Annotated in this window: 21 protein-coding genes, 2 tRNA genes and 1 pseudogene; 16 read left to right on the top strand and 8 right to left on the bottom strand. The window is 70.0% G+C overall.

Annotated elements, in window-relative coordinates:
* Position 1 precedes the first annotated feature (1 nt).
* Entirely contained in the window at positions 2-478 is a 477-nt protein-coding gene (locus tag IOE58_RS03150; RefSeq protein WP_259890416.1) for a DUF3566 domain-containing protein, read from the top strand.
* Between the two features lie 18 nt (positions 479-496).
* On the opposite strand, the gene IOE58_RS03145 is transcribed toward IOE58_RS03150, so the two are convergent.
* Positions 497-970 (bottom strand): aminoacyl-tRNA deacylase, encoded by a 474-nt coding sequence (locus IOE58_RS03145; RefSeq protein WP_193864986.1) that lies wholly within the window; start codon positions 968-970, stop codon positions 497-499.
* A 204-nt stretch (positions 971-1,174) separates the two neighbouring features.
* Here IOE58_RS03145 and IOE58_RS03140 point away from each other — a divergent pair.
* From IOE58_RS03140 to IOE58_RS03130, 3 genes are all read left to right on the top strand, one after another.
* Positions 1,175-1,248: transfer RNA gene (locus IOE58_RS03140), tRNA-Ile, on the top strand.
* A 20-nt stretch (positions 1,249-1,268) separates the two neighbouring features.
* Positions 1,269-1,457: a DLW-39 family protein gene (locus tag IOE58_RS03135; protein ID WP_193864985.1), complete on the top strand. Its 189-nt coding sequence runs from the start codon at positions 1,269-1,271 to the stop codon at positions 1,455-1,457.
* 34 nt (positions 1,458-1,491) lie between these two features.
* Positions 1,492-1,564: transfer RNA gene (locus IOE58_RS03130), tRNA-Ala, on the top strand.
* A 117-nt stretch (positions 1,565-1,681) separates the two neighbouring features.
* Here the strand turns inward: IOE58_RS03130 and IOE58_RS03125 are convergent.
* The 5 genes from IOE58_RS03125 to IOE58_RS03105 are packed head-to-tail and all read right to left on the bottom strand — an operon-like array spanning position 1,682 to position 5,384.
* Entirely contained in the window at positions 1,682-2,572 is an 891-nt protein-coding gene (locus tag IOE58_RS03125) for a magnesium transporter CorA family protein (protein WP_193864984.1), read from the bottom strand.
* A gap of 9 nt (positions 2,573-2,581) precedes the next feature.
* Positions 2,582-2,827 (bottom strand): PIN domain-containing protein, encoded by a 246-nt coding sequence (locus IOE58_RS03120; RefSeq protein WP_193864983.1) that lies wholly within the window; start codon positions 2,825-2,827, stop codon positions 2,582-2,584.
* A gap of 3 nt (positions 2,828-2,830) precedes the next feature.
* Positions 2,831-3,838, bottom strand: a complete 1,008-nt coding sequence (locus tag IOE58_RS03115) for a ferredoxin family protein (protein ID WP_193865172.1) — start codon at positions 3,836-3,838, stop codon at positions 2,831-2,833.
* Between the two features lie 5 nt (positions 3,839-3,843).
* Positions 3,844-5,133 carry a cupin domain-containing protein gene (locus IOE58_RS03110; protein ID WP_193864982.1) on the bottom strand — a complete coding sequence of 430 codons (1,290 nt, stop codon included), beginning with the start codon at positions 5,131-5,133 and terminating at the stop codon, positions 3,844-3,846.
* Positions 5,130-5,384, bottom strand: coding sequence for a hypothetical protein (locus tag IOE58_RS03105; protein ID WP_193864981.1), 255 nt, complete (start codon positions 5,382-5,384; stop codon positions 5,130-5,132). Before IOE58_RS03105 ends, IOE58_RS03110 begins: the two co-directional genes overlap by 4 nt.
* A 291-nt stretch (positions 5,385-5,675) precedes the next feature.
* On the opposite strand from IOE58_RS03105, the gene IOE58_RS03100 reads away from it, so the two are divergent.
* Positions 5,676-6,527 (top strand): uroporphyrinogen-III synthase, encoded by an 852-nt coding sequence (locus tag IOE58_RS03100; RefSeq protein WP_193864980.1) that lies wholly within the window; start codon positions 5,676-5,678, stop codon positions 6,525-6,527.
* Positions 6,528-7,313: 786 nt separating this feature from the next.
* On the opposite strand, the gene IOE58_RS03095 is transcribed toward IOE58_RS03100, so the two are convergent.
* Positions 7,314-8,789 (bottom strand): SulP family inorganic anion transporter, encoded by a 1,476-nt coding sequence (locus tag IOE58_RS03095; protein ID WP_193864979.1) that lies wholly within the window; start codon positions 8,787-8,789, stop codon positions 7,314-7,316.
* A gap of 402 nt (positions 8,790-9,191) precedes the next feature.
* Entirely contained in the window at positions 9,192-9,611 is a 420-nt protein-coding gene (locus IOE58_RS03090) for a MerR family transcriptional regulator (RefSeq protein WP_228018765.1), read from the bottom strand.
* An 84-nt stretch (positions 9,612-9,695) separates the two neighbouring features.
* Here IOE58_RS03090 and IOE58_RS03085 point away from each other — a divergent pair, with 84 nt between their 5' ends.
* The 11 genes and pseudogenes from IOE58_RS03085 (at position 9,696) to IOE58_RS03045 (ending at position 23,912) form a co-directional block, all read left to right on the top strand.
* Positions 9,696-10,193: a flavodoxin domain-containing protein gene (locus IOE58_RS03085; RefSeq protein ID WP_193864978.1), complete on the top strand. Its 498-nt coding sequence runs from the start codon at positions 9,696-9,698 to the stop codon at positions 10,191-10,193.
* Between the two features lie 284 nt (positions 10,194-10,477).
* Positions 10,478-11,488 (top strand): Gfo/Idh/MocA family protein, encoded by a 1,011-nt coding sequence (locus IOE58_RS03080; protein WP_193864977.1) that lies wholly within the window; start codon positions 10,478-10,480, stop codon positions 11,486-11,488.
* Complete coding sequence (locus tag IOE58_RS03075; protein ID WP_228018764.1) at positions 11,482-12,597, top strand: Gfo/Idh/MocA family protein; 1,116 nt, start codon at positions 11,482-11,484, stop codon at positions 12,595-12,597. The genes IOE58_RS03080 and IOE58_RS03075 overlap by 7 nt, the downstream gene beginning before the upstream one ends.
* Before the next feature lie 92 nt (positions 12,598-12,689).
* Positions 12,690-13,556 (top strand): annotated as a pseudogene (locus IOE58_RS14840) (DUF3100 domain-containing protein); the annotation flags it as partial.
* 196 nt (positions 13,557-13,752) lie between these two features.
* Complete coding sequence (locus tag IOE58_RS14140; RefSeq protein ID WP_228018917.1) at positions 13,753-14,286, top strand: hypothetical protein; 534 nt, start codon at positions 13,753-13,755, stop codon at positions 14,284-14,286.
* The gene (locus IOE58_RS14135) at positions 14,286-15,119 is read left to right on the top strand and encodes an NAD(P)-dependent oxidoreductase (protein WP_228018810.1); all 834 of its coding nucleotides are present in this window, start codon (positions 14,286-14,288) and stop codon (positions 15,117-15,119) included. Before IOE58_RS14140 ends, IOE58_RS14135 begins: the two co-directional genes overlap by 1 nt.
* A gap of 91 nt (positions 15,120-15,210) precedes the next feature.
* Positions 15,211-16,668 (top strand): aldehyde dehydrogenase family protein, encoded by a 1,458-nt coding sequence (locus IOE58_RS03065; protein WP_228018762.1) that lies wholly within the window; start codon positions 15,211-15,213, stop codon positions 16,666-16,668.
* A 421-nt stretch (positions 16,669-17,089) separates the two neighbouring features.
* The gene (locus IOE58_RS03060) at positions 17,090-18,631 is read left to right on the top strand and encodes a DUF3375 domain-containing protein (RefSeq protein ID WP_193864975.1); all 1,542 of its coding nucleotides are present in this window, start codon (positions 17,090-17,092) and stop codon (positions 18,629-18,631) included.
* A complete protein-coding gene (locus tag IOE58_RS03055) occupies positions 18,618-19,361 on the top strand; it encodes a DUF4194 domain-containing protein (protein ID WP_193864974.1) in 744 nt (247 codons plus the stop codon). The genes IOE58_RS03060 and IOE58_RS03055 overlap by 14 nt, the downstream gene beginning before the upstream one ends.
* Entirely contained in the window at positions 19,358-22,711 is a 3,354-nt protein-coding gene (locus tag IOE58_RS03050) for an SbcC/MukB-like Walker B domain-containing protein (protein WP_193864973.1), read from the top strand. The genes IOE58_RS03055 and IOE58_RS03050 overlap by 4 nt, the downstream gene beginning before the upstream one ends.
* Positions 22,698-23,912, top strand: coding sequence for a Wadjet anti-phage system protein JetD domain-containing protein (locus IOE58_RS03045; protein WP_193864972.1), 1,215 nt, complete (start codon positions 22,698-22,700; stop codon positions 23,910-23,912). Before IOE58_RS03050 ends, IOE58_RS03045 begins: the two co-directional genes overlap by 14 nt.
* The last annotated feature ends 44 nt before the right edge of the window (positions 23,913-23,956 follow it).

The following is a 23,956-nucleotide window of genomic DNA, read 5'->3' as shown; positions in this document are numbered from 1 at the left end:
CGTGACCACGAGCAACGCACAGCGCGATTCGGCGTCGTCCGGCGGCTCCTCCAAGGGCGCCAGCCGCAGCCCCGTGAAGTCGGCCTCGGTCGGCAGCGCCAACGAGCGCGAGCGGCGCGGGCCGCGGCGCGTGCGCCTCACCCTGGCGCGGCTGGACCCGTTCTCGGTGATGAAGCTGTCGTTCCTGATCGCGATCGCGATCGGCATCTCCACCGTCGTAGCCGTGGCACTGCTGTGGAACCTGGTGGATGCCATCGGCCTGTGGAATCAGATCGACCAGCTGGGACGTGACCTCAACGGTGGCGACCCGCTGCCCTTCATGGATTTCTTCAGCTTCTCGAAGATGGTCAGCTACGGCACCGTGGTGGCCGTGGTGAACGTTGTGCTGATCACGGCGCTGGGCACCCTGCTGGCGTTCCTGTACAACCTGGTGGCGGCACTGCTGGGCGGGCTGAAGCTCACCTTCACCGACGAGTGAGACCGGGGTCTGTGGCCCTCAGTGCAGTTCGGTGACGTCCGCGACCTGCGCGGTCAGCGCTTCGAGGGTGGCCTCGGCGTTCACCGTGACGGCCACGCCGTGCGCTCCGGCGCCCAGGGAGATCTCGCGATCCGGGTCCCCGACCAGGGAGGCATCGGCGATGACAGGCCAGGCGGTGGTGGAGCCGAAGGGCGTGATGGTGCCGCGCTCGTAGCCGGTGGCCTGCATGGCCACGTCCTTGTCCGGCATCGACAGGCGGTTCACGCCCAGCAGGGAGCGCAGCTTCGGCCAGGAGATCTCCCGGTCACCGGGCACCAGCACGAAGAGGAAGTCGCCCTCGGCGCGGCGCACCACCAGGGTCTTGATCAGGTCGCGGGGCTGGAGGCCGCGGGCAGCAGCGGCCTCGGCCAGGGAGGAGACTCGGTCGTGGCGAGTGACGGTGTGGTCCAGTCCCAGGGACTCCAGGGCGGTGATGGCACGATGCTCGCTCATGGCCTCACCATAGGGGCGGATCTGGTCACGAGGGGCCGGCGATCGAACCGAGACCGGGGGACGGGGCCCGCTGTGACCTCCCGTACAACCATCCGGGCCGGTTGGACGTGGAGGCGGGAGGGGCTGTAGCGTAGTGCGTCGGTGGCACGCCGCCGCACGGTTCTCCGGGCCCGCCTTGAAGTACCGTGCAGGGATCGCCATCATGGGCCTATAGCTCAGTCGGTTAGAGCGCTGTCCTGATAAGACAGAGGTCACTGGTTCAAGTCCAGTTAGGCCCACTTCGAGGATCGGAGGACTCGTGAAGAAGTTCGCGCAGATCGCAGCAGTCCTGATCAGCAGCACCGTCGCCGGCGTTCTCGTCTGGCGCAAGGTGGAATCGGATCGGCTCCGCAACGACCTGTGGAACGAGGCCGAGGCCATCTCCGCCGAGCAGGACCAGGCACAGGCCGCCCCCAAGGCCCAGCCTGTTCCCGCGCAGCGGGTGTGAGGTCTACAATCGATCCCGCGCCACCGGCGCACCCGGGGACTTAGCTCAGTTGGTAGAGCGGTAGCTTTGCAAGCTTCAGGTCAGGGGTTCGACCCCCCTAGTCTCCACAAAGCAGCACGTCAGAGGCCCTCTCCCGTCAGGGAGGGGGCCTCTGACGTGTGATCAGCCGTTCGCCGGAGTGCGAGCCCTGCCCACAGCTGCGATGACGGGTCGCCGTCCCGTTCTCAGGACGAGCGCGCCACCCGGTGGGTGAGCACGATGGTCACCAGGACCAGCAGCAGCGGCAGGGCCACGCCGAGAGCGAGGAAAGCGCTGAGGGAGCCGATCCTGTCCACCAGCCAGCCGAAGTTCGTGCCGAAGAATCCCGCGGCCAGGTTCAGGGGCAGGAAGATCGTGGCCACGAAGGTGAGGCGCTCGCTGATGATCGTCCCCTGCTGCTGGAGCACGTCGCCCAGGCGGGCGTACTGCTGGGTGGCTCGAGAGCGCACGGCGTCCACGGCGTTCGCACTGCGACGGAGCTGACGACGTTGGCCGGACGAGAGGCACTGCGCCAGGTCCCCGTCCGGTGCCATCAGGCGGTGCTGGGTATCGGAGATCTCCTGGATGGAGAACAGGTGGTTGCGCAGCTCGGCGATGGCCTTGCGCTCCGGCGCGGAGGTGAAGCCGGCTGCTCGCACCTCGAGCCGCCGGCTCCGCTCGACCATGTCGTCCAGGACGTCCTGGGTGTGGAGAGCCAACTGGTGCACGAGGTCGATCACGATCGCCCACAGGTCGGGGCTCGGTGAGGTGCTCGGCGCGTGGAGGCGGTCCCTGATGCGGTCGAGGTCATCACCGTCGGCGACGATCAGCATCCCGTCGCGCGCCACCAGCAGATGGATCGGTGACGGATCGCTGTCGGCTCTGAAGGTGAACAGGAGCAGATGCGCGGAGGCTTCCCCGATGCTCAGGGCGGGCCGGCGCGGGGTGCGCCCGTGCCGGGTGTGGGCGCGGATCGAGTCCGCGAGATCCAGCTGCCCGGCCGCCCAGGCTGTCAGTCGTGTGTCGAATCCGCGGGAGAGCGCGATGAACTCGCCGTCCTGAGCGGTCCTGGTGTCGTCGTCCTGAAGGATCTGCATGGGTGCACGCTAGACCTGCTGCGAGGCCGAACCGGGCGCGAGGACGGTGATGCCAAGGTCCTGCGCGGCTTCTGCCATCCGGTCGTCGTCGGTGGCCAGGCCATCGACGTCGTCCCCCAGTTCGAGAGCGGTGGCGAGATGGGACGCGTCGAGGGACCGCAGCGCCACTGGATCCAGCAGCCCGGTGCCCGCCCGTGCCTCTGCCGCGACGGCGGAGGCTTTCTGCTTGAGCGCACGGATCGCGATCTCGGCCATGAGCTACATCGTAGAACGTGGGGTGGTCCCTGGCGAGGGTCCGAGCAGCTCCCGGACGTGCTCCACGGTGAACGCGGCCGCGACCGCTTTCTGCAGCCCGCGGCAGGTGAGCTGGCGAGGCTCGGTGCGCGAGGCGCTGAGCTCCACCTCGAGCAGCTGCTGGGCAGCGAGCTCCTGCCGATCTTCTGCGCCCGCAGCCCGGACCTTAGTTCCCGCCCCTGAGCGCAGGCGACGTACTCGCACCCGCCACCGGCCGTCCTCGAACGCGGCGGAGTCGATGCGGTGGTCGAAGCGGCCGGCCGGGCCCCAGTGCTCGAGGGCGGCACTGACTGCCACTTGCTCCACCGGTGCCAGGTCCGTGTACCCCCGCAGGTGCTCGGCCCCGATGAGCCCCCACATGTGGTCCTTGATCACAGCGACAGTGCTGTCGGCCTCGAGGTTGCCGTAGTACACGCCGTCGGGCACCACCAGAACGTTCGCCGCGAACCTGTCGCCACCCACGTGCGAGCACTCCCAGACCGACTCCGGCCACCGCGCGGCCAGGGCCGCCGCGACGGGCCGCCCGCGCACCGCACAGCACACGTCGTGCTGACCATGAGCGCACACCAGCAGCACCGGATCCCCGCTGAGCCGGCCCGCGTTCGCCGGATCAGCCAGCTCCGTCAGGGCTTCCGGGATAACCCGCAGGTCCTCATCGTGCCGCCAGCGGCCCCAGATCTGCCGCAGGTCCCCAGGCCCGGCCAGGTGCATCACGCCCCAGCGGCCCGAGGCGGCCCGGGAGCGCCGCCCGTGCCGACGGATCAGCAGGATACGGGCCCGCAGCGCCTGCGCTGCCGCGAACACCTGTGCGTACACCTCAGCATCGAGATCCAGGCCGTCGAAGCCGTTGGGTGGCCAGCCCCCGCGATGCTCGACCAGCACCCAGTACGTGCCGCGGGGCGCGGTGCCGGCGATTCCGTCACCGCGCTCCCGGGCGGCATCGGCGCAGCGGAATGCGTGCTGTGGTGGCAGAGGGGTCACGTCTCAGTGCCGGAAGGTGTACCGACCCCGGGGCGCACTTCCGCGGGGACAGCATCGGCCGGCACCAGCACGCCGGAACGCACCAGGCGCTCCACCAGCTCACGACCGGCCTGGCCCGCGGTGATCGAGTCACCGGCCAGCGCCGCCTTCACGTGCGCGAGCTCCTCCTCGGTGAAGTCCAGCCAGCCCACCCGCGTCCACAAGCGAGATCCGTCCAGCCGCGCATCCAGGTGGCCGCGCAGCACGAACCGGGACGATCCTGCATCGTCTGCATCGTCTGTGTGGGCTTGCAGGCCCCGCAGGGCGGCGAGCTGTGCGAGCGGTCCCAATGGTGCCGGGCGTGCCTGCCCCCGACGGGTGCGGGCCAGGCCGGCGGAGGGGTCAGCATCGTCGAGAACGGCCGCGATCTTCTCCCGCACCAGGTCCAGCACCTCCCTGTCGGGCCCGTCGGACCCCAGCGGGAGGCTCTGCCGCATCTGCGGATCCTCCCGCAGAAGCGCCAGTACGGACTGGGTGACCTCCTCGGCCACGGCGTACCGGGTCCAGTTATGGATGCCGAGGGTCACGTGGATGGAGACCTCGCCCTGCGCTGTGGCCGAATGCAGCCAGCCCCGCGGCAGGTAGAGGGCGTCCCCGGGTTCGAGCACCGCGTCGATGTACGGCTCCTTGGCGGCGGCCTCGGCGACCGCGTCCCGGCGGTCGGTCCAGGGCTGGTCCCGCAGGGGTGCCTCCAGCACGGGAGGGCGCAGCACCCATCGCTTGGTGCCCTCGATCTGCAGCACGAACACGTCGTGCACGTCGTAGTGGTCGTCGAAGCCCTGATTCTGCGGGGGCGTGATGTAGGCATTGGCCTGCACAGGATTGCCCAGCTCGTCGGCGAGATCGGCAGTGAAGGCAGCGAGTGGCTCCCAGGTGCGCTGCAGGGCCTGCAGCACCAGGGTGGCGCCATCACGGAAGTGCCGCCACAGAGCGGTGTCATCCAGCTGGTCGCCGATCGTGGCACCCACACCGGCGCCAGACGTGAAGGAGGACACCGGCAGCGTCGCCCCGTCCTTCGCGACGCGCAGGAACGGCGAGCGCAGACCGCGGCGGGAGATCAGCTCGTCGACCGCGGCGGAGGAGAACAGGTCGGAGAAATCGCTCGCTCCCCGCGTCAGCAGAGCCTTGCGCCCCCACACCTCGGCGGCGAACTCCTCGCGGCCGACGTCGATCAGGCGCGAGGCCAGCACCCCGGCCCCGTCACGGGAACCGGGGTGCTGGTCATCGGTCGAAGGACAGGTGGTCACCGATCAGCTCCACCGTCGGCGCCGCCGTCCTGCTGGCCGGGGACGCCGGAGGCACCGCCGTCGGCCGGACCCTCAGCACCGCCGTCAGCGCCACCGTCCTGCACGCCGGGAACGCCCGAGGCGCCACCGTCCGCAGGGCCCTCCGCGCCGCCGTCGGCACCGCCGTCCTGCACACCGGGAACGCCGGCGGCTCCGCCGTCGGCCGGGCCCTCGTTCTCGTTCTCCAGGGGATCCTTCGTCGTGTCGGTCATGCTTCCTCCTCAATCGGGGACATGGAGGGCGGGCCGTTCGGCCGACCGGTGCGCCGGCCATGGCCGATCATCACCGGGTACCCGGTGACCCGCCTCACAGGAGGCTATCGGTCCGGGCCGACGGACGGAACCGCGCGGACCGATCGTTTCAATGCCGCCGGCCCGTTCCCTGCGGTCAGCGCCCAGTCTCCTGCCGCCACCGGCCCGTTCCCTGCGGACGCCGGCCCGTTCCCTGCCGCCCCCGGCCAGTTCCCTGCGGACGCCGGCCCGTTTCCTCCGTACCCTGAGGTCATGACCACCTCTCCGGACGCGCACCGTCTCTCCGACGCCCTCGACGGCCGCCGTATCGTGCTGGCGGTGGACCGCCGCACGGAGGAACTGGCGGCCGCTCTCGAACGGCACGGCGCCGAGGTGTCGGTGGCCGCAGCCCTGACCAACATCCCGCACGTGGACGACGAGGCCCTGCTGTCCCGCACCCGGGAGCTGATCGCCGATCCACCCGAGCTGCTGGTGATCACCACCGGCATCGGGATGCGCGGCTGGTTCGAGGCGGCCACTGCCTCCGGGATCGCCGAGCAGCTGCGCGAAGCACTGTCCGGTGCCACGATCCTGGCGCGCGGCCCCAAGGGGCGCGGCGCGATCCAGCAGGCGGGCCTGACCGCCCACTGGGTGGCCGAGTCGGAGACCGCCGCGGAAGTCGCCGACCACCTGCGCACCATGGATGTCGCCGGGCGGCGGGTGGCGGTGCAGCATCACGGTTCGGGGGCCGACGGGCTCGACGAGCTGTTGGACGAGATGGGTGCTGAGGTGGCGAGCCTGACGGTGTACCGGTGGGGCCCTCCTCGCGACCCCGAGGCCGTGCGCCGCTCCGTGCACGACGCCGCGACCGGCCGGATCGACGCCGTGGTCTCCACCGCCGCGCCGGGTGCTGCCCGCTGGTTGGAGGTGGCCCGCGAGGAGGGCGTGCTGGACGGTATCCGTGAGCGAGCGCAGGCCGGCGACCTGGTGCTGGCGGTGGTGGGCCCGGTCAACGCGGGACCGTACGAGGACCAGGACATCCCCGTGCTGCAGCCGGAGCGGATGCGCCTGGGGTCGATGGTCAAGGCCATCGTGCAGCACTACGGGCAGCAGCCCCGCAGCTGACCCTCCGAGGTCGAGTGCCGAGGATCGGGGGTCGAGGATCGTGGGTCGTAGGTCGTGGACCGCGGGTCAAAGATCGATGTCCAGGCGCCAGCGAGCCCGGGGCTCGTGCGGAGGACCTGAGAGCGGAGCGCGTCTGAGAACCAGGATTGGTTCTCAGACGCGCGCGGGTCTCAGGAGCACGGAGATCGCTCCGGCGGTGCCGTCGGCGGGCCGGCAGAACCGTCGCTGCTCCCTCACTCTTTCCTATGACCTGCGCCTATGCGCACTCAACGCCCCCGGGCATCCCATGGTTGGAAAACGATCTGCGGCGCCCGACAGAGCGATCCCGTTCCCGGGAGTGGGGTCGATGACCGCGCGTACGCCCTGACGCGGCGTGCACCCAGCGCCACCCTGGCGGGAAGGCATCGGATGAATCCGGCGCGAACAGGACGTAAGCCCCCGCTGCATGGCGCCGCTCCGGGGGAGACTGTCTGTAATTCGATTGACACGCGGCGGAGACCGCTCTGGCCAAGACCGCTCCGTCGGCGCGCCCCACCCCAGGCCGCTGCCCGCGAGCGGATCACGAGAGAACCCATCTCCCATGGCCTATCGCGTGATCTTCAACCAGACTGGCTACCTCGGTCGAGGCGCCGTGCAGGAACCGGTGCCCGAGCTGCGCCGCCGCGGCTACACGAAGCGACGCCTTCGCCGACGTGTGCACCCCGGGCAACCCGCGGCCCGCCACCCGTGACGAGATCCGCGAGCTGTACGCCTCCTTGCTCTGAGCGTCTGCGTCCGCCCCTACTGTCAGTGCCCCTGCCCGAGGTTCCCCGAGAGGCGCTCCAGGCGCTCGGCACCGGCACCCTCGAGGCCGATGATGCGGGCCTCCTTGCCGCGGGCGGCGTACTTCGACTGCACCGCGTCCAGGGAGGCCACCGTGGAGGCGTCCCACACGTCGGCGTCGGTGAGGTCGATGATGACCGTCTCCGGGTCGCCGGCGTAGTCGAACTGGTACACCAGGTCGTTGCTCGAGGCGAAGAACAGCTGGCCGATCACCCGGTAGCGGCGGATGTCCACGCTGCCGTCGCCGTCCACATCGGTCTCCCACACCTTCTCGATGCGGGTCAGGTGCGCCACCCGCCGGGCGAACATGACCATCGCGCACACCACGCCCAGCACCACGCCGATCGCGAGGTTGTCGGTGACCACGGTCGCGATCACGGTGGTGGCCATGACGGCCGTCTCCGACAGCGGCATGCGTCGCAGCGTGGAGGGGCGGATGCTGTGCCAGTCGAAGGTGCCCACCGAGACCATGATCATCACGGCCACCAGTGCGGCCATCGGGATCAGGCCCACGATGTCGCCGAGGGCCACCACCAGGATCAGCAGGAACACGCCGGCCAGGAAGGTGGACAGCCGCGTGCGGGCGCCGGACTCCTTCACGTTGATCATGGTCTGGCCGATCATGGCGCAGCCGCCCATGCCGCCGAAGAAGCCGGTGACCACGTTGGCCACGCCCTGGCCCCAGCTCTCGCGGGTCTTGTCGGAGTGGGTGTCGGTGATGTCGTCCACCAGCTTCGCGGTCAGCAGCGACTCCATCAGCCCCACCATGGCCATGGCCAGGGCGTACGGGGCGATGATCCGCAGGGTCTCCAGCGTGAAGGGCACATCCGGGATCAGCAGCTGGGGCAGGGAGTCGGGCAGCTCGCCCTGGCTGCCCACATCGGGCACCCGCCATCCCGCCGCCACCACCAGCACGGTGAGCACCACGATCGCGATCAGCGGGGCGGGAACGGCCTTGGTGAGCCGGGGCAGGGCCACCAGCATCAGCAGGCCCGCGGCCGTCAGCGGGTACACCAGCCACGGCAGGTCCGGGCCGATCAGGTGCGGCAGCTGGGCGATGAAGATCAGGATCGCCAGGGCGTTGACGAAGCCGGTCATCACGGAGCGGGGGATGAACCGCATCAGCTTCGCCACCCCCAGCACCGCCAGCAGGATCTGCAGCAGGCCGGCCAGGATCACGGTGGCGATCAGGTGGTCCACCCCGTGCTCGGCCGCGACGGGAGCGATCACCAGCGCCACGGCACCGGTGGCCGCGGAGATCATCGCGGGGCGCCCTCCCACGAAGGCGATGGTCACGGCCATGGTGAAGGAGGCGAACAGGCCCAGCCGCGGGTCCACGCCCGCCAGGATCGAGAAGGAGATCGCCTCGGGGATCAGGGCCAGGGCCACCACCAGCCCGGCGAGGACCTCGGTCTTCAGTCGGCGAGGATCGCGCAGCACCTCGCGAACGCGGGTGGGCTGCTGCTGGGAGTGCTGCGGATGCGGTGCTCCGGAGTCGGGCGCGGCAGGATCGAGCGTGGGGGGGGAGGCGGGCCTAGGGTCCTCGGGGAGACGTGCGCGGGGGCTCGGGATGTCGGGCTGCGTCAGCGATGCGGCAACGGGTGCGGGCCGACGGGCCGGCCTGTCGGTCCGGCCGGAGGCCTGCAGACGGGAGATCTGCAGACGGGAGATCGGCAGACGGGAGATCGGCGGCGCTGTGCCTCGCGGCGCCATGACGGACCACGGGCCACGACGCCGACCCTCACGCTACGTCATGGTTGGGGAACTGTGCGTGCGTCGTGCCTCACAGGGGCTGCTTCGGCATGTGGGTCCGTCTCAGGGTGCTTCGGCGTGCGGGGTGCCTCAGCGGCCGGTCAGATCGCGCAGTCGGGCCAGGAACTCGTCGGCCATGACCACCTGCTTCTCCAGGGCTCGGCGTCGCTCGATCGCCGACTCCTCGAAGGCGCGCAGGCGGTCCACTGCATCGGCAGGTGCGTCAGCGGAATCGGACGCATTCGTCGTATCGGGCGCGGTCACGGCGTCGGTGATGTCCAGCAGCTCCTGCATCTGCTGGAGGGTGAACCCGAGCGGTTTCATCCGCCGGATCAGCAGGATCCGCTCCACATCGGCCTCGGTGTACAGGCGGAACCCGCCCTCGCTGCGGGCCGACGGGGTCACCAGGCCGATCTCGTCGTAGTGACGCAGCGTGCGCAGGCTCAGCTCGGTGCGTTCGGCAACAGCACCGATGTGCATCAGGTCCTGGCCGTCGCGCACTCCGCTCATGTGCCCAGTGTGCCGCACGCCCGCGCGCCGCAGATCGTCCCGGAGTCCCTCGACCCGGCCCCTCCCCGGTGCGATAGTGATCGCATGACCGTTCTCGTCACGTACGCCACCCACTCCGGCGCCACCCTCACGCTTGCCGAGACCATCGCCGAGACCCTGACCGCCGCAGGCGTCGCCACCGAGGTGGTGGACGTGAACGAGGGACCCGACCCCTCCCGCTACGACGCCGTGGTGCTCGGCACCGGCGTGCGCATCGACGCCGCCGAGAAGCCCGCCACGAACTGGGCCAAGACCCACCGCGAGCAGCTGTCCTCCCGTCCCATGGCCTTCTTCACCTGCTCCGGCTCCGCAGCCGATCCCGCCAAGGGCGGCCGCCAGAAGGCCGCCGACGCCTTCCTGGAGATGCTGGGCTTCTCCCCGGTGGCGGTCAAGAACTTCCCCGGCTGGGTGATCATGGACAAGATCCCCGTGCACGAGCTGCTGCTGCTGAAGTCCATGCGCACCCCCACCGGAGATTTCCGCGATCTGGACGCCGTGCGCGACTGGGCGCAGGAGTTGGCCCCGCTTCTGCGCAAGAACTGACCCGGCCGCTGCGCACGACACGAACCGACCAGGCTGCTGCTCGCGGGCTGACTCGGTTGCTGCGCAAGGATTGATCCGGCTGCTGCGTGCAGGCTGACCTGGCCAGCTCGGCCCCCGGTCTGGTTGCCGCACATGAACTGCGACGACGTCAACGTGAACGTGCACGGATCGGGCTAGGATCGATGGCGACGCCGAACCGGACGTGCAGCAGGCGCCGAACCGGACCTGCAGCCACCGACTGGCCCCGGCGAGCCCATCGACCCCTCCCGCGACGGAGAGATGACATGCCCCACCAGGACCCGACTCCGAGCAGAGGCCCAGCCGCCGCCCTGCGCGTCGGCATCATCGGCACCGGTGGGATCTCCCACCAGCACGCACCCGGCTGGCTCGAGCTCGGCGTGGACCTGCACTGCTACAGCCACTCCGGGGCCGATCGCTTCGCCGAGCAGTACGGCGCCACCGTGCACGGCACCCTGGACGAGCTGCTTGCCGCGGTGGACGTGGCGGACGTGTGCACCCCCACCCCGGCTCACGCCGAGATCGTCCACGCCGCCCTGGACGCGGGCGTGGACGTCGTGTGCGAGAAGCCGCTGACGCTGACCGCGGAGGACTCCCGTGCCGTCGTCGAGCACGCCGAGCGGGCAGGCCGCCACCTGTATCCCGCCCACGTGGTGCGCTACTTCCCCCAGTACGCCGCCGCGAAGAAGGCCGTGGAGAACGGTGCCGTCGGCACCCCCGCAGTGCTGCGCTACGAGCGCACCGGGGCGGCGCCGGGACAGGACTGGTACGCCGATGACGAGGCCTCCGGCGGCATCATCATGGACCAGATGATCCACGACCTGGACCAGGCGATCTGGATCGCCGGGCCCGTCAGCAGCGTGTATGCCCAGCAGTTTGCGGGGACGGGCCCCGACCTGGTGCGCACCGGCCACGTGGTGCTCACCCACACCGGCGGCGCCATCAGCCACTGCCGCGGCCTGTGGGGGCCGCCCGGCACCGCCTTCCGCTACACCTTCGACATCGCCGGGGACGCCGGCCGCCTCCAGTACGACTCCGACGGCGACCCGGCCGTGCAGCTGGACGCGGTGGCCTCGGCCCGCAGCCAGGGCGACGGCGGGTACCTGCCCGACGTCAGCTCCATGCGCAGCCCCTACACCGAGGAGATCCTCGAGTTCACCGCCGCGATCACCAGCGGTGCCCCCACGCGAGTCTCCGCGGCCGACGGCGCCTACGTCGTGGAGGTCTCCCGCGCCGCCCTCGAGTCCCTGCGCACCGGACGGAGCATCCCATGCTGAACGACCACGCCCATGACACCGACGCCGCCTCGCCCGGCCCCACAACCCCCGTCGGCGCCGTCACACCCGACGCCGCCACCTCGGCCGACGCCGCCTCGCCCGGCCCCACGAGCCCCCAGGCCGGACGCTTTAAGGTCGCGATCCTTAGCATCGCCCACACCCACGCCCACGCGTACGCCGCCGCCCTGGAGGCTCGCGGGGACGTGGACCTGGTGGTCTCGGACCCGGAGGGATACGGCGAGTACCGCACCCGGCCCGGAGGCCGCCTGGTCTCCTCCGACGAGGAGGCCTGGAACGCCTGGCCGGGCGGCCCCGACGCCGTCATCGTCACCAGCGCCAACGCCCACCACCGCGATCAGGTGCTGGAGGCCGCCCGCCGGGGCGTGCACGTGCTGTGCGAGAAGCCGCTGGCCACCACCGTCGCCGACGCCGAGGCCATGGTGGACGCGTGCCGCGAGGCCGGGGTGGTGCTGATGACCGCGTTCCCCGTGCACTTCGCTCCCGCTGTCGAGCAGCTGCGCACCGCGGTCGCCGAGGGTGCGCTGGGCCAGATCGTCGGCCTGACCGGCACCAACAACGGCAAGCTGCCCGGTGGTCGAGCCTGGTTCAGCGACACCGAGCTCTCCGGCGGTGGCGCGCTGGTGGACCACACGGTGCACCTGGCCGAGATCCTCGACTCGATGTTCGGCCTGCCCCGCACCGTCCACGCCGTGGCCAACCGCATCCTGTGGGCGGACACCGCCGGCGAGGGAGCGGAGACCGGCGGCCTGGTCACCCTCACCTACGACTCCGGCATGGTCGCCACCATCGACTGCTCCTGGTCCCAGCCCAAGGACGCCCCCACCTGGGGCGGGCTCACCCTGCAGGCCCTGGGCACCGGCGGGCAGATGCACATCGACGCCTTCGCCCAGCACGTCGGCGGCCAGGGTCAATGGCATCCCTACGGGCCGAACTACGACGCCCTGCTGATCGACGCTTTCCTCGATGCCGTCCGCACCGGCGAGGCCGTGGAGCCGACGGGGGAGACGGGCCTGCGCACCGTGCGCATCGTCGCCGCCGCGCAGGAGTCGGTGCGCACCGGGCAGCCGGTCACCCTCGAGAAGGACTGACCGGTCACCCTCGAGAAGGACTGAACCGCTGCTCGTCATAGGCAGCAGCATCCTCGGCAGGCAGCGCCTGCGGTCCCAGGCACGAGGCCACCATGCCGATCCGAGTCCGGGAGACGGACGTCCCTGGCGCATCCCCTCGTGCCCGCCTACGCTCCGGGGTAACCCTGCCGCAGGAACGGCCTGGTCGCGTCGAGGATGACCTGACCGCCTGGGGCCCGTCCCCGAGGAGCACCCCCATGGAGACCGCCCGCGGTTTCGCCAGGCTCTGGCCGCTGCACCTGCTGGTGCTGGTCGTCGGCATCCTGGCCCAGTTGATCGGGGTGCGCCGCATCCCCATCGGTATCGGCACCGTGCTGCTGCTGCCGATGCTGTACGCCTTCGTGATCGCCCTGCTGCTGAACCCCAACGTCGCGGGGTACATGAAGAAGGTGGTCTCCCGGGAGCGGGCCGCTGCTGCCGGGCCGCTGATCGTGGTGGCGCTGATGCCGTTCATCGCCCGCTTCGGTGCGGACATCGGCCCCGGCATCGAGCTGGTGATCAAGTCCGGGCCCGCCCTGCTGCTGCAGGAGATCGGCAACCTGGGCACCATCATCCTGGCGTTCCCGATCGCCGTGTGGATCCTGCGGATGGGCCGCGAGTCCGTCGGTGCCGTGCACTCCATCGCCCGCGAGCCGAACATCGCGATCATTGCCGACCGCTACGGGCTGCGCAGCGCCGAGGGCACCGGCGTGCTGGGCGTGTACGTGATGGGCACCCTGTTCGGCACGTTCATCTTCGCGGTGCTGGCCTCACTGTTCTCCACCTCCGGCCTGTTCAGCGTGGAGGCCCTGGCCATGGCGTGCGGCATCGGCTCCGGCTCCATGATGGCCGCGTGCGCCGGGGCCCTGTCGGCCGCTGACCCCGCCGCCACCGAGACCATCACGGCGCTGGCCGGCTCCTCCAACCTGCTCACCTACGCCACCGGCATGTACGTGAGCCTGTTCGTGGCCCTGCCGCTGGTGGAGTGGATGTACCGCTGGGCCAGGCCCGACGACCCCGGCAACCCGCCCACCCGTCGTGAGCGCCGGGCTGCCGCCGCGGCCGCCCACCCCGCCGCCACCGCCACCGGCCCGTCGGCCGATCCCACCCCCCCACCAGCGGGAAGGACGAGCTGCGATGACCACCGCCGACGCCACCCCCACCGGGCCCGAGCTGCCCAAGGACGACCTGTCCGACCTCGACTTCGCCGCCGGCGACGAGAAGCAGATCCAGCTGCTGCCCACCCTGCGCGACGTGGCCATCGTGTCGCTGATCGCGGTGCCGATCCAGATGCTCGCCACCGACCTCTCGGTGATCGACATCGTGATCGGCCTCGCGGTGCTGTACGTGATGTGCATCGGCGGGCTGCTGCTGACCAAGTACGTGCCGCTGCGCCTGCCGTCGGTCGCATGGATCTCGCTGGTGGCGATCCTGTTCACCCTGCCGATGCTGCCGTGGAGCGGGACGATCCTGCCGCTGGTCAGCGGGATCGACTTCCTGGCCCTCGCGGTGCCGCCGCTGGCGTACGCCGGCTTCGCGATCAGCCGCATGGAGCTGGACGTGATGTGCCGCTCCGGCTGGAAGATCCTGATCATCGCGCTGCTGGTGTTCACCGGCACCTACGTGGGCTCCGCCCTGATCGCCGAGATCACGCTGCGGGTCACCAGCTGATGAGCGCATTCGCCGTAGTGGGCCTGGGCCACATGGGCGGCGGCATGGCCGCCACCCTGGTGCGCGCCGGCCACCGCGTGCTCGGCGTCGACCCCGGCCCCGGCCCCACGCCCGACGGGGTGGAGCGCATGGAGCTGGCCGAGGCGCTCGCCGGGGCCCGCACCGTCGTGCTGTCCCTGCCGGGCACCGAGCAGGTCGACCAGATCCTGCCCGCCCTCGACCAGGCACCCCACCAGCTGCTGGTGATCGATGCCAGCACCTGCCCGCCGGACGACACCCGACGCCGCGCCGAGCACCTCGCCGAGAACGGCCACGTGCTGGTGGACGCCCCCGTCTCCGGCGGGCCCTCCGGCGCCGCCACAGGACAGCTGACCGTGTTCCTGGGCTGCCCCGAGCAGCACCTGCCCGCCGTGCTGGAGGCCCTCGAACCGCTGGCCACCAACGTGAATCACGTAGGGGAGGTGGGCGCCGGCAACACCGCGAAGCTGATGAACAACCTGCTGTGCGGCATCCACCTTGCCGCCGCCCAGGCCCTGCACGGCGTCGCGGAGAACTCCGGCGTGGAGCTGGAGCGCCTGCTGGCGGCGATCAACACCGCCTCCGGTCGCAGCGCCGTCACCGAGGTGAATCTGCCCCGCTGGGTTCTCACCGGTGACTTCGACTCCGGTTTCCCGGTGGGCCTGATGGCCCGGGACGTGGCCCTCGCCGCCGAGATGGTGGCCGAACAGGGCGCCTCCTCCCCACTGGTGGAGGCAGCCGAACGAATGTGGGCCGGCCTGCGCGAGCAGGTGGGCCCTGCCGACGACTTCAACAGGATGGTGACCACCCGATGACCGCCCCTGACCACGCCCCCGGACAGCACGACACCTCTGAGCAGGCCGACCCCAGCCGCCCGCCGCCCCCGCCCCCGCACTGTGGGCCCAGTTGCTGGGCTCCGACGCCGTGGGCAGCTGGATCGACGGCGTCGTGCACAGCGGCGACGGCGACGAGGTGCCGCTGATCGACCCCGCGACCGAGCAGGAGCTGTTCACCTACCGCGACGGCGGCGAGGAGGCCGTGGATGCCGCGGTGCGATCGGCCCGCATCGCGCAGCAGCGCTGGTGGGGGATGACCGCGTCGGACCGCGGCCAGGTGCTGTGGCGCATCGGCCAGCTGGTGCGCGAGCAGCTCGAGCCGATCGCACGGCTGGAGGCGCGCACCGGCGGCAAGATCCTGGGCGACGCCCGCGCGGAGACCACCAAGGTCGCCGAGATGTTCGAGTACTACGCGGGCTGGGCGGACAAGCAGCACGGCCAGACGATCCCCGTGCCCACCAGCCACCTCACCTACACCCTGCGCGAGCCCTACGGGGTGGTCGCCCAGATGACGCCGTGGAACGCGCCGGTGTTCACCGCCGGCTGGCAGCTCGCTCCGGCGCTCGCCGCCGGCAACGGTGTGGTGCTGAAGCCCTCCGAGCTCACTCCCCTGACCTCGATCGTGCTGGCTTCCCTGGTGGAGCAGGCCGGTGCCCCGCGGGGCCTGGTGGCGGTGATCGCCGGGCTGGGGCCGACGGCCGGGCAGCGCCTGGTCACCCATCCCGGGATCGGCAAGGTGGTGTTCGTGGGGTCACCCGCCACGGGCAGGCGCATCGCGGCTGCGGCCGGTGAGGCGCTGATCCCCTGTGTGCTGGAGCTGGGGGGCAAGAGCGCCAACATCGTGTTCGAGGATGCGGACCTGGACCGCGCCGTGGGCGGGGCGACCGCCGCGATCTTCTCCGGTGCCGGGCAGAGCTGTGTGGCCGGGTCCCGGCTGCTGGTGCAGCGCTCGGTGCATGACCAGGTGGTGGAGCGGCTCGGGGAGCTGGCCCGCAGCATCCAGCAGGGTGACCCGTTGGCGGCCGACACCCAGGTGGGGCCGGTGCAGAACCGCGCCCAGCTGGAGCGCATCACCGAACTGGTGGACGCCGCGGCCGGGACAGCGCAGGTGGTCGCCGGTGGTGCCCGCCTGGACCGTGAGGGGTTCTTCTTCCCGCCCACGCTGCTGGCAGGGGTGTCCAACACCGATCCGATCGCCCAGCAGGAGGTGTTCGGGCCGGTGGTCGCCGCGATCCCCTTCGACACCGAGGCCGAGGCGATCGAGCTGGCCAACGCCACCGACTTCGGCCTGGCCGGCGCCGTGTGGACGGGAGCCGTGGACCGCGCCCACCGGGTGGCGCGGCAGTTGCGGGCCGGCACCATCTGGGTCAACAGCTACAAGACCATCAACGTGATGGCCCCCTTCGGCGGCTTCGGCCACTCCGGCCACGGCCGCTCCAGCGGATGGGACGGCCTGCTGGAGTACTCCGAGCCGAAGGCCGTGTGGGTGGAGACCGACGACCAGGCGCCGCTGGCGTTCGGGTACTGATCCGCGGGCCGCTGAGCGATCCGAACCGAGTTCCGGGGGCCGCACAGCAGGGAAGAGCCCGGGTACCGCATAGGTTCGATGCGGTACCCGGGCCTCTCCGGGATTCAGTGCTTCGAGCAGTGCTCGCAGCAGTAGATCGCGACCGGGGCCCATAGCCCCCGTGGTCGGGCGCCGCCGCCTCGTTCATATTCGGCGACCGCGGGCAGCGCATGGTCGACGGCACCTTCGACCGCCGCGACGACTCCATCGTGTTCGAGGTGCTGCGGGGCCGGTGATTTCCGGGGTGGCCCACGTCTGTCGGTGCGGGTCCCTACTCTGTTCCTGGTGGAGTGATCCAGCTCCGACGCGAGTCCTGAATGCGCATGGTGCGCCTCTGCTGTGATGTTGCTGTGCCGCTCAAAGAACAGGAAGGAGACCGCTGATGTCCGCGATCGCCCGTGCACTGGAGAACCGGGACCTGTTCGGCGGGGAAGGCGTCCTCGCGCTGCTGCGAACCGACAACGCCCCTGTCACTCTCGGCCTCCTGGGAACGCATCTCGCGGGGGATGTGCGAACCCGTACCGCCGCTGACCTGTACGACCTCCTGTCTGCAGACCTCGCGGAACTGCGCTTCCACGGCATCGACCTGCCCCGCACGGCCCAGCAGTACTGTGCGACATGGGTAGAGCAGGGTTACCTCACACGCCGCGCTGCACGGACCGAACGGACGGAGGAATTCGCCCTCACCGAGAACTCTCAGAGCGCCCTGCGTCTCATCGAACAGCTGCACACCCCCCGCGATGCCGTGACACGCTCCCGGCTCACCCTGCTGACCGAACGGCTGCGCACCCTTGCCCGCGACACCGATGCTGACTCGGCTGGGCGGCTGGAGGCACTGCATACCGAGCGCGACCGCCTCGACGAGGCCATCGCACAGGTCATGGAACTGGGTGCAGAACCGCTTCCGGAGGCTCAGGCACTGGAGACGATCGACGAGCTGTACTCCCTGGCCTTGGACGTACCGTCCGACTTCACCCGGGTGCGCGGTGAACTGGAGAGGCTGCACCGGAGACTGCGCCTGGACCTGGTGGAGCACGAGGGCTCGCAGGGGGAGATCCTCGACCAACTGTTCCTGGGCGTCGACGCGATCGAGGACTCGGAGGCCGGACGCTCCTTCGCCGCGTTCCATGACATGGTGATCGACCCCGTCCAGGAAGCGAGGTTCCACGATGCCGTGGATGCGCTTGCCCCCCGTCCCTTCGCGCACCGGTTCGGTCGCGAACGGATCGTGTACCTGCAGTCGTACCTCGCCCGTCTGCAACGGGAATCCCACCAGGTGCGGCACGCCATGATCGACCTGTCACGGTCCTTGCGCGAATTCGTCCGCTCCCGGCAGTTCGAGGAGTTCCGGGCCCTTGCCGATCGGCTCCGCAGGCCCCAGCGCATCGGTCTGGAGATCGCGCCCCAGGTGAGGCCTCACACTAGGATCGGTGTGGAGCTGACGCTGTCGACCTTCACCCCGCGCTCGGTCGGCCAGCTGCATCTGCTCGTACCCTCGGACGTCACAGCGCAGGACGATCTCGAGCTCGCGTCGACCGAGGTGCTCGATCTCGAGGCGATGCGCGCAGCGATCCGTGAATCGGAGATCGATATGGCTGAACTGGTCGATGCAGTCGACGATGTCCTCTCTCGCCGCTCCACGGCGACTGTCGGTGAGGTGCTCGAGGAGCATCCTGCGACTCAGGGACTCGCCTCGATCGTCGGCCTGCTGGTCCTCGCCCATCGGCACGGTGAACGGGTCGAGGGGCCGTCCGACACCGTGGAGACGGTGCGATGGCGCCTGGTCGGGAGAAGAGCAGGTGCCGAGCGCGAAGCCGGTGTCGGACGAGCCGAACACAACGGCGGCAATGGCTGGCGCAGCGCTCGGATCAGTCGCAGCCGGTTCACCCGCCCCCTCGGAAAGGACAGTCATGTCGGAGAGTGACGATCGTGTGGTGCTGTGGCCCGGTGACCCGGGGACCCTGCCGCTGGACGTGCGCCGAGCACTGGTCGCGCTGCTGCGCGGACCGTACATCTCCTTCCGCCGTGATCCTCTGGTGTGGTCGGCGCTGCTGGCACACGAGGCGGTGGTACGGCGCCACCTCGGCGACCTGCTGCTGGATCTGGTGATCGACGCCGATGCCGAGGTCGCCTTCTCCCGCAACCTCGAGCCCGGCCCCGACTTCGACCAGGCCGTCCCGAGCGTGCTGCGGAAGGCACCGCTGAGCTTCATCGACTCCGCGCTGCTCCTCCACCTCCGGCATCTGCTGCTCCAAGGCGCTGCCCAACAGGAGCGGATGGTGGTGGGGCGCGATGAGATCGAGGCGCACATGCAGGCCTACGCCACCTCCTCCGGTCATGACCAGGCGCAGTTCGGCAAGAGGCTCACCGCGAGCATCAAGCGGATGCGGGAGTGGTCGATCCTGCTCCCCACGGACACCGACGATCGGTGGGAGGTGTCCTCGATCCTCGCGCTGATCCTGACCCCCGAGGTGATCGAGGGGATCGAGGTGGAGTACGAACGCCTGCGGCGCGGAGGGACCGGTGACCTGCCCAGTGCCGACGGGATGACAGAAGAAGACGCAGAGTCCGACGACGCAGATTCCGACGGGCCGGACCCTGACGAGCCGGACACCGATGAGACAGGTCTCGACGAGACGGAGAGCGCGACGTGAGCCAGACCAGCCTCGACCTCGACCCCACCGCAGCGGGAGTCTCCCATCCCGGGCAGATGCGACTTGCCCGCATCCAGCTGCACAACTGGGGCACCTTCGACAAGCGCCACGACCTCACCGTGCCCCGTGCAGGTCTGCTGCTCACCGGGGAGTCCGGCTCCGGGAAGTCATCGATCCTGGATGCCATCAGTGCAGTGCTCATGAAACCCGGTGAGACGCGCTTCAACGCCGCTGCCCAGGACGGACCGGCCGGTGACCGTGACCGCTCACCCATGAGCTACGTGCGCGGCGCCTACCGTCGGCATACCGACGAGGCCACCGGCGAGGTGCGCCCCGGCTACCTGCGGCAGTCGACGACTGTCTCCGGCATCGCGCTCACCTTCGAGGACGGTCTGGGGCGCGCCGTCACGGCGATGCGAGTGATGCACGTGGCGGGTCGTTCCGCTGCAGCCGTCGATCTCCGTTCCGCCTTCGTCCTGTTCGATCGGCCGACAGAACTGGCCGACGTCCTCCGACTGTGCGACACGGGCATCGATCGACGGCGCCTGAAGCAGCAGCTCTCCCCGCAGGCAGCCGAGGACAGCTACACCAGGTTCGGCGTGCACCTGCGACGGCTCACCGGGATCGGCAGCGAGGACGCCCAGCGGCTACTGCACCGCACCCAGGCAGCAAAGTCCCTGACCTCGCTGGACGACCTGCTGCGCGGCTTCATGCTCGAGACGCCATCGACATTCGCCCTCGCGGACCAGGCTGTCGAACAGTTCCGGGCTCTGCAGGACGCGCACGCCACCGTCATCGATGCGCGTGAGCAGATCGAGGCGCTGATCCCTCAAAGGGAGCAGTGGCAGGTCCACCGTGCTGCCACTGCGGAACAGGAACAGCTCTCCGCACTGCTGGCAGCCGTCGGGACGTACCGGTACACCCGCTTGGCTGAACTCGCTCAGAGTGACCTGAGCGCGAGCGAGATCGAGCTCGCTGCCGCCGCACACGAGCGGGACAGGACCCGGCGCGCGGAGGACGACGCCCGGGAGGCGGAGCGTCGTGCCCGACAGGCCCTCGATGACCGCGGCGGCGCCGCCCTGCAGGTGCTCGAGAGCCGGATCGAGCAGGCCGAGGACCGCCAGGAACGGGTTCGGAACCACATCGACCGCATCGCCCCGGTGCTCGACCGCCTCGGCTCCCCGATGCCAGGCACCGCGGAGGAGCTCGCCAGTGCCCAGGCCCAGGCCCAGCGCGAACAACAGCGCATCGATCACGAGACAGGTGGCCTGACCCGGACCTCCGGTCCCGTTCACGTGGAGCACGCCGAGGCCACACGGCGCAGGGACGATCTGATCGCGGAGATCCGATCCCTCAACGCTCGGCGATCGAACCTGCCGGCATCGTTGGTGGAGGTGAGGGACCAGCTCGCCGAGGCCGCCGGCGAGTCCCCGGCCTCACTTCCGTTCGCCGGCGAGCTGATGAACGTCCGCGATGAGCAGTGGCAGGGCGCCGTCGAGCGACTGCTGGCAGGACTCTCCACGACCATCCTGGTTCCTGAGCGTCTCTACCCTGCTGTGGCCCGGGCTGTCGATGCGCGGCACTGGAACCGGCGCATCTCCTACGAACGGGTTCGGGAAACGGATCGACACCGGCACGATGCCGGTGCGGTCTCGCATCGCACCGTCCTGTCCGTGCTGGAACTCGCACCGTCTCCCTTTCAGTCGTGGCTGCGGGGCCGCATCTCCTCGGGATTCCCGCACGTCCTGGTCGACGATGCGCAGCAGCTGGCTCGGCATGAGAAGGCACTCAGTCGCGCCGGGCAGGTGAAGAACCGTGATCGCCACATCAAGGATGACCGCCATCGGATCTCGGACCGGGACCACTGGGTCATCGGTACCGACAACGCGGCTCTGCTCGAGGTGCGCAGGCAGCAGCTCGAGCAGGCCAACGCGGAGATCGCGCAGAGTCAGCAACGCCTTGCAGACATGGAGCGGCAGCGGCGGGCCCTCCGGGACCGGGACCTCGACCTTGCTCAGCTGCTGCAGCTGAACTGGGAGGACATCGACGCCGTCGACGTCGATCAGCGCCTCGGGACGTTGCGGCAGCAGCGACAGGACCTGCTGTCCGACGCCGACATGGCCCGCCTGGAGGTCCTGCTCCGCACTGCTGGGGAGGACCATGCGCAGGCCCGGGACGATGCCGAGCAGGCTCGCAACCGGCACCACGATCTGTCCGCTGCGGTCGAGTCCGCGACCGCCGATCTGGAACGAGCTCGGGGGGAACTCGCCGATGCGCACCTTGACCTCGTGCATCGCGAGCAGCTCGATCGACGGGTCCGGGCCAGGCGGCGCACGCTGGCGCGTGAGCAACTGCCCGACGTGATCAGTGAGGTCTCCGGGCAAATCCGCGATGAGCTCGATCAGGTCAAGGACCAGATCCGCAGTGCGGAGAGTGCGCTGGCGCTCGCCCGCGCTCGGTACCTGCGTCAGTGGGCCGAGAGATCGGTGAACCTGGTCGACGACATCGCGGCCACCCCGGACTTCCTCGCGCAGCTGGGTCGCCTGGAGTCCGATCGGTTGCCGGAGTTCGAGCATCGCTTCCGGGACCTGCTGCGCACCCAGTCCCAGAACAACATCGGTCAGCTCCGCGCGGACATCGCGCACGCCATCCGCGACGTCCAGCAGCGACTGGGACCGGTGGATGAGTCACTGCGTGCCACCCCTTTCGACACCGAACGGCGCACCTGGCTGACCTTGATAGCCCATCAGCGTCTGAGCGACGAGGCGAAAGCGTTCCTGGGGGAGCTGATGGAGATCACCCACGGTGCTTTCCACCAGGACGATGAGAGCGTCACAGCGGCCGAGGAGCGGTTCGCGCGGATGGACCACGTCCTGCGCCGGCTGGGCTCCGCGGAGAGCGCAGATCAATCCTGGCGCAAGCGGGTGCTCGACACCCGTCGCCATGTGGAGTTCGAGGCGCGCGAGATCGACGCCGAGGGCATGGTGGTCGACGTGTACAAGGGGTCCGACGGGCGGTCCGGTGGCCAGCGGCAGCGCCTCGTGACGTTCTGCCTCGCTGCGGCCCTGCGCTACCAGCTCACCTCCAGCGCCGATGGGTTCCCGCCGTACGGTCTGGTGGTGCTCGATGAGGCCTTCGACAAGACCGATATCCACTTCACTCGGGCCGGACTGGAGGTCTTCCGCTCCTTCGGCTTCCAACTGCTGCTGGCCACACCCCTGAAGATGCTGCAGACGATCGAGGAGTATGTCGGTGGAGCGGCGGTCGTCTCCAACCCCACCGGTCGGGCCTCGCGGCTCTCGGCAGTCGCCTTCACCGACATGGGATCAGGTCCACATGCGCACACCTGAGGACGTCCGAGCGACCTTGCGCACCAAGTGGGATCGCAACCTGCCCGCATGGCTCGCTGAGCCTTCGAAGGCGACCGTGAGCGTGCCCCTGCACCCTCCCACGGCTGCGCAGGCACTTGCCGACCCGCCCGCGGTCTCCGAGTGGGTCCAGCTGTGGCGTCGCGCCCCCGAACCGCTGGGCCTCCACGTGCAGTGGGAGGAGCGCCGCTGGGCACACCTCGGCTCCCAGCGAGTCCCCGTGCGATGGGGTGCAACCGGTGCTGACGTGCTCACCGAGTGTGCCGGCGGACCGACCCAGGCGGAGGCGGAGCTCCTGCGTGTCCGCTACGAAGCGGCGGTGTCCCACCTGGCCCACCATGAGGAGACTCCCCACCTGGCCAATCATCCCGGGGTGGGGGGCGAGGCTCTGCGTCACTCGGTCGCTGCGGGGATGGACCGGTCGCGCGCGCAGTGGCTGCGGATGTCTCCGACAGATGCCGATCTGTCGATCGCGGTGGCGGCCTGGCTGTTGTCCCACCCCCGCTCGGGGCTGCGCATCCGCCAGGTGCCGTTCCCGGGTATGCACACGAAGTGGCTGCGGGATCACCGGTCACTGGTGAGCAGGCTCGTCGGCGCCGCCCGCGCCGACGGGTCGGAGGACCTCGGCCTCGCCTCGGACCCCGTCTTCCACGACGTCCTGGTCCTCGATCCCCGACTTCGACAGGGACACCCCGGCTTCCCTCGAAGCTGCCGGATCGCCGTGAGGCAGCTGCCTGATCTGGGGCTCACCCCCCGCGTGGTCATCGTGTGTGAGAACGCTGAGACCGTCCAGGTGCTCCCGGACATCCCCGAGGCGGTTGCCGTGAGCGGTTCCGGATACGCGATCCCCAGCCTGCTCGACGTGCCCTGGATACGAGACGTCCCGGTCATCTACTGGGGGGATATCGACGCAGACGGCTTCCGGATCCTGGACCGGGCCCGGCACCACCATGACGACGTCACCAGCATTCTCATGGATGCCGACACCCTCGAAGACCATCGAGCGCTCGCCGTCACCACGTCCGTGCGTCCGGTGGTCACGCTCTCACGCCTGACCGGGAGCGAGCAGATCCTGCACGATGAACTCGCCACGGGCGGCACACGGCTGGAGCAGGAACGCATCGAGCTCGGCTACGCGGTCACGCACCTTGAAGCGGCCGTGATGATTGACCGGTCATGCTGATCGATCAATAGCGAGATCGGTGGCCTTTCACTCCTGAGATGCTC

Source organism: Brachybacterium epidermidis (assembly GCF_015209585.1).
GTDB classification, from domain to species: Bacteria; Actinomycetota; Actinomycetes; order Actinomycetales; family Dermabacteraceae; genus Brachybacterium; species Brachybacterium epidermidis.
Note: the sequence above shows the minus strand (reverse complement) of the source record. Positions and strands in the feature narration are given on the sequence as shown.

What these genes read in the sequence shown, in the direction of transcription:
- IOE58_RS03145 (WP_193864986.1), bottom strand. Translation starts at nt 970, where the DNA reads ATGAGCGAGCATCGTGCCATCACCGCCCTGGAGTCCCTGGGACTGGAC.
- IOE58_RS03125 (WP_193864984.1), bottom strand. Translation starts at nt 2,572, where the DNA reads ATGCAGATCCTTCAGGACGACGACACCAGGACCGCTCAGGACGGCGAG.
- IOE58_RS03120 (WP_193864983.1), bottom strand. Translation starts at nt 2,827, where the DNA reads ATGGCCGAGATCGCGATCCGTGCGCTCAAGCAGAAAGCCTCCGCCGTC.
- IOE58_RS03105 (WP_193864981.1), bottom strand. Translation starts at nt 5,384, where the DNA reads ATGACCGACACGACGAAGGATCCCCTGGAGAACGAGAACGAGGGCCCG.
- IOE58_RS03100 (WP_193864980.1), top strand. Translation starts at nt 5,676, where the DNA reads ATGACCACCTCTCCGGACGCGCACCGTCTCTCCGACGCCCTCGACGGC.
- IOE58_RS03090 (WP_228018765.1), bottom strand. Translation starts at nt 9,611, where the DNA reads ATGAGCGGAGTGCGCGACGGCCAGGACCTGATGCACATCGGTGCTGTT.
- IOE58_RS03085 (WP_193864978.1), top strand. Translation starts at nt 9,696, where the DNA reads ATGACCGTTCTCGTCACGTACGCCACCCACTCCGGCGCCACCCTCACG.
- IOE58_RS03080 (WP_193864977.1), top strand. Translation starts at nt 10,478, where the DNA reads ATGCCCCACCAGGACCCGACTCCGAGCAGAGGCCCAGCCGCCGCCCTG.
- IOE58_RS03075 (WP_228018764.1), top strand. Translation starts at nt 11,482, where the DNA reads ATGCTGAACGACCACGCCCATGACACCGACGCCGCCTCGCCCGGCCCC.
- IOE58_RS14140 (WP_228018917.1), top strand. Translation starts at nt 13,753, where the DNA reads ATGACCACCGCCGACGCCACCCCCACCGGGCCCGAGCTGCCCAAGGAC.
- IOE58_RS14135 (WP_228018810.1), top strand. Translation starts at nt 14,286, where the DNA reads ATGAGCGCATTCGCCGTAGTGGGCCTGGGCCACATGGGCGGCGGCATG.
- IOE58_RS03060 (WP_193864975.1), top strand. Translation starts at nt 17,090, where the DNA reads ATGTCCGCGATCGCCCGTGCACTGGAGAACCGGGACCTGTTCGGCGGG.
- IOE58_RS03055 (WP_193864974.1), top strand. Translation starts at nt 18,618, where the DNA reads ATGTCGGAGAGTGACGATCGTGTGGTGCTGTGGCCCGGTGACCCGGGG.
- IOE58_RS03045 (WP_193864972.1), top strand. Translation starts at nt 22,698, where the DNA reads ATGCGCACACCTGAGGACGTCCGAGCGACCTTGCGCACCAAGTGGGAT.